The 4,095-nt window shown below is 63.1% G+C and carries 5 protein-coding genes; 1 reads left to right on the top strand and 4 read right to left on the bottom strand.

The window, feature by feature from the left end; translation table 11 throughout:
* The first annotated feature begins 85 nt into the window (after positions 1–85).
* Positions 86–361, top strand: coding sequence for a hypothetical protein (locus tag DBR23_RS15535; RefSeq protein WP_108498842.1), 276 nt, complete (start codon positions 86–88; stop codon positions 359–361).
* A gap of 90 nt (positions 362–451) precedes the next feature.
* Here DBR23_RS15535 and DBR23_RS15530 read toward each other — a convergent pair whose 3' ends face one another.
* The 4 genes from DBR23_RS15530 to DBR23_RS15515 form a co-directional block, all read right to left on the bottom strand.
* Positions 452–1,771 carry a site-specific integrase gene (locus DBR23_RS15530; RefSeq protein ID WP_233250480.1) on the bottom strand — a complete coding sequence of 440 codons (1,320 nt, stop codon included), beginning with the start codon at positions 1,769–1,771 and terminating at the stop codon, positions 452–454.
* Positions 1,772–1,998: 227 nt separating this feature from the next.
* Positions 1,999–2,487, bottom strand: a complete 489-nt coding sequence (locus tag DBR23_RS15525) for a dihydrofolate reductase (protein ID WP_108498840.1) — start codon at positions 2,485–2,487, stop codon at positions 1,999–2,001.
* A 32-nt stretch (positions 2,488–2,519) separates the two neighbouring features.
* Positions 2,520–3,128: a DUF4337 domain-containing protein gene (locus DBR23_RS15520; protein ID WP_056743682.1), complete on the bottom strand. Its 609-nt coding sequence runs from the start codon at positions 3,126–3,128 to the stop codon at positions 2,520–2,522.
* A 74-nt stretch (positions 3,129–3,202) separates the two neighbouring features.
* On the bottom strand, positions 3,203–4,072 hold the full coding sequence (locus DBR23_RS15515) for a thymidylate synthase (protein WP_108498839.1): 870 nt from the start codon (positions 4,070–4,072) through the stop codon (positions 3,203–3,205).
* Between the last annotated feature and the right edge of the window lie 23 nt (positions 4,073–4,095).

Genomic DNA, 4,095 nt, shown 5'->3' with positions numbered 1-4,095 from the left:
GCCGATAGGCCGCCCCTCCTGAGATTCCCCGCCACGGCAAGGGGCCCCGCCGGTAGCCACGGCATCACCCATCTGGAGATCCACCATGTACCGTTCCTCCCGTTTCGTTTCCCTGGTTGCCCTGGCCTGCGTGGCCGCCGCCTCCGCCATGTCGGCCGCCGTGGACCGTGTGGCTTCCGCCGTGAGCTATGGCATCGACCGCTTGCTCAGTGCCTGGGTGGAACCCTTTCAGCTGCAGACCAAGGCCCCGGGCCAGGAGAAACCGCGCGTGGCGCTGGTAGCGGCCAAGGCCTTCGTGCTGCGCGTGCTCAAGCGACGACCCACGGTGCACCCTTCCTGGCGCATGTGTCCGTCGATCTGAACTGCTGAATCGCCAGCACCAATGAAAAAGCCCCGCCGCAGTGATGCGGGCGGGGCTTTGTGTTTGGGTAGTGGCCAGTAAAAGGTCAGCTCAAGCCGCTCTCCGTAGGCGAACCACATTTGCACGGCCTTCGCGGCTTGGTGGGGCGGTGTTCTCGCAGGACACAAGGTAGTCGGCCCAAAGTTTCAGTGCCCTGCGGCGCTCTGGTATTTCCTCCCGCACGTCATAAACCCCCTCCATGCCCTTGAGCGCGTGGTTCAGGGCAATCTCGGAGATTTCACGAGACACCCCCATGTTCATCAGGTGGCCTTTGGCCGTGCTGCGCGTGTCGTGGGGGGTGAATTTGCGGATGTCCATGTCACCGCGCTCAAACGCGCGCCGCAGTGCTGCCCAAAGCGTGGTGCGGCCGATAGGCACATCGCCCAGCTCTTTGGAGCGGTCGGCGCGGCGAGTGGGCAGCACGTAAACGGAGTCGCCAGACAGAGCGATCAGCTCGTGGAACCAGTCAACGACGACCGGGGCGAGGGGAACCAGGAAGCCAGCGCGGGTTTTGACGGACTCTGCGGGCACCCACCAGGTGCCGGCCTCCAGGTCCAAGTGCTCCTTCTTTGCCTTCACCAGCTCCACCCCGCGCACGCAGGTGGCCAGCAGGATGCGGAAGGCCAGGGCGTTCTCCCGGCCGATGAAGTCAATGCCCGGCAGCAGGGACTGCAGCTCCTTGTTCTCCAGCATGACGCGCTGGCGTGTCTTGGGGCGGGGGCCCTTGAGCGCGGACAGCTTGATGCCGGTGCACGGATTGGCCGCAATGAGTGTCAGCCCGCAGGCGTGGTCGAGAACCTTGGAGATAGAGGTGAGCAGCCGCTTTGTCATCAGCCACGTCCGGCCGCTCTCTTTGAGGACTTTCACGACATCAATGCTCGTTACCTTGTCCACCTGCCAGGAACCCAGGCGCGGCAGGATTACCTGGTCGATGTCGGCATTGCGGTAGTAGATGGTGTCCTCGGCGAATACATCCGGGCGGAGCACCTTCTCTCGATAGTCGGCAACCAGCTCGCGCATGGTCCATGCTGCTGCGGTGCGCGATTTGCGCTCCTGCTTCTCCGCCGCCGGGTCCGCGCCGCCATCGATGGATGCACGCAGAGCGCGGGCTTTCTCCCGGGCCGCCGCGAGTGTCACGTCCGGGTAGCTGCCGATGGTCAGCTCGCGCCGTCGCCCGCCCTGCACGCGATATCGGAGCACCCAGGTTGCGGTGCCGCCTTTGGAGAGGGTGAATGTCAGCCCATCGCCATCCGACTTGGCGACCGCCTCACCTTTTGAGATCCAGCGCTTGATCTGTATATCGGTGAGCGTGTGACTGATTTTGGGCATCGGCAGTCCTTTTTTTGGGTAGCTAGGAGTGTAGCTACCCACCTAGCTACCCGGAGTTCATGCGCCAATGAGAATCAGTGTGCGACAGTGTGAATCAAAAAACCCAATGAAAACAACGGCTTGTGATTCTTGTTGAGACGCTGTGAGCCACTCTGAAACACTAATTGAAATTCCAGGTGGCAATTTGCATGGTTTTTGGCCGGTAGCGCTAGTGGATCATGCGCTGGCAGCTATCAAAATGTGAGTAGATGAGGAAAGGGGCAGAAGCGTCAGGCGCGGCGCACACGGGTCACAAAGCTGAACGGCAGCCCGTTGGTGCTCACGTGGTGCTCGCGGGCGGTTTCTACCCATTCTGCGCCCAGCACGGGGGCATAGGCATCGCCGTCAAAGTCCTGGGCGATCTCCGTCACCTCCAAGCAGTCCGCCAGGGGCAAGGATTCGGCATAGATCTGCGCGCCGCCAATGATCCACACGGTTTTGCCTGCGTCGCACAGCGCCAGGGCTTCGGCCAGGCTGCCTGCGCGGTGGGCACCCTCGGCCTGCCAGTCGGCCTGCCGCGTCACCACGATGTTGGTGCGGCCGGGCAGGGGGCGAAAGCGTGCGGGCAGCGAGTCCCAGGTCTTGCGGCCCATGACCACCGGGCAGCCCTGAGTGAGCTGCTTGAAGTGCGCCATGTCCTCGGGGATGTGCCAGGGCAGGCGGTTGTCCTTGCCGATGACGCCGTTGGCCGCGCGGGCGTAGATGAGGTGCAGGGGCATGGGGCTCGCTCTGTGCGTGAGTGGGGAGGGGATCAGATGTGCAGGAACGCCAGCGCGCCCACACCCAGGCCCACGGCGGCCACGCCGTACATGCCGTATTCCAGCCACTTCTTCTTGGTCAGCAGCGCAATCGCGGCCAGGGCAATCGCCACCTGCAGCGCGGTGGTGGCCTGGGCCCAGCGGTGGTGCTGGTGCATCTGGGCCTCGCTTTGCTGATCGAAGGCGTGGGCATCGGCCTCCAGCTTTTCGGCCGCGGTCTTGATCTCGTTCTTCTCTTTTTCGTAGCGGTCGATCTTGGCCTGGTATTTAACCTTCTCGGCTTCGGCCGGGGTCAGGTCACGGGCCAGTTCGGCCAAACTTTGTTTGGTGCTTTTGGACTGGAAGTAATTCCACTGGTTGGAGGCCTCGGTCTTTTTGATGGCCGCGTCGTTCTTCATCAGGCCCGCATTGGCCTGGGTGGCGCCGCCCATGTAGGCAAAGATGGCACCCACCGTGGCCACGATGGCCGTGAACATGGCGATCTTGTTGGTGGACGAGCCGCCGCCATGGTCCGCGCCGTGGTGCGCAGCATCGTGGCCGTGGGTGGCATGTTCGACCGCGTGGTCGTGGGGGCCGTGTACGTGGAATCCGCCGGAAGACATAGATAGAAGCTCGTTGTATTGGTTATGGGTGAAAGCGGGGCCTGTGCCGCAGGCTGGCTGGTGCAGTGGTCAGGTCAGACTGCCACGGGCGCCTTGATGGCAGGGTGGCACTGGTAGTCCACCACTTCAAAGTCTTCGTACTCGTAGTCGAAGATGCTGTCCGGCTTGCGTTTGATGTTCAGCACAGGGTAGGGGTAGGGCGTGCGCGCCAGCTGGGTCTGCACTTGCTCGTGGTGGTTGCTGTAGATGTGGCAGTCGCCACCCGTCCACACGAAGTCGCCCACCTCCAGATCGCACTGCTGGGCCACCATGTGGGTCAGCAGCGCATAGCTGGCGATGTTGAACGGCACACCCAGAAAGATGTCTGCACTGCGCTGGTACAGCTGGCAAGACAGCGTGCCGCGCCCGCCGGGCTCTTGCGCCGGGGCTACGTAAAACTGAAAGAAAGCGTGGCACGGCATGAGCGCCATCTTGTGCAGCTCGGCCACGTTCCAGGCGCTCACGATGATGCGGCGCGAGTCGGGGTTGGTCTTGAGCGTTTGGATGACGTCGCTGATCTGGTCGATGTGCCCGCCGTCCGGCGTCGGCCAGCTGCGCCACTGCACGCCGTACACCGGGCCCAGATCGCCGTCCTCGCGCGCCCATTCGTCCCAGATGGTCACGCCGCGCTCTTTCAGCCAGTTGTTGTTGCTCGATCCGGTCAGGAACCACAGCAACTCCTGGATGATGGACTTGAGGTGCACCTTCTTGGTCGTGACCAGCGGAAAACCTTCCTTCAGGTCAAACCGCATCTGGTGGCCGAACACGCTCTTGGTGCCGGTGCCGGTGCGGTCCGACTTGTCCACGCCGTGGGTGAACACATGGCGCATGAAATCTTCGTACTGGGAGCGCACGGGGCGGGCGGGCAAGGCAGAAGCTGCCGGGGCAGCAGAAGGCTGGGTCATGGGATGGATCACTCAGGGTAGGG

The sequence above is a fragment of the Acidovorax sp. HMWF018 genome (genome assembly GCF_003061035.1).
GTDB classification, from domain to species: domain Bacteria; phylum Pseudomonadota; class Gammaproteobacteria; order Burkholderiales; family Burkholderiaceae_C; genus Acidovorax; species Acidovorax delafieldii.
Note: the sequence above shows the minus strand (reverse complement) of the source record. Positions and strands in the feature narration are given on the sequence as shown.

Bases quoted from the DNA above. Each gene is read 5' to 3' on its own strand.
- DBR23_RS15535 (WP_108498842.1), top strand. From the start codon at position 86: ATGTACCGTTCCTCCCGTTTCGTTTCCCTGGTTGCCCTGGCCTGCGTG.
- DBR23_RS15525 (WP_108498840.1), bottom strand. From the start codon at position 2,487: ATGCCCCTGCACCTCATCTACGCCCGCGCGGCCAACGGCGTCATCGGC.
- DBR23_RS15515 (WP_108498839.1), bottom strand. From the start codon at position 4,072: ATGACCCAGCCTTCTGCTGCCCCGGCAGCTTCTGCCTTGCCCGCCCGC.
- DBR23_RS15520 (WP_056743682.1), bottom strand. From the start codon at position 3,128: ATGTCTTCCGGCGGATTCCACGTACACGGCCCCCACGACCACGCGGTC.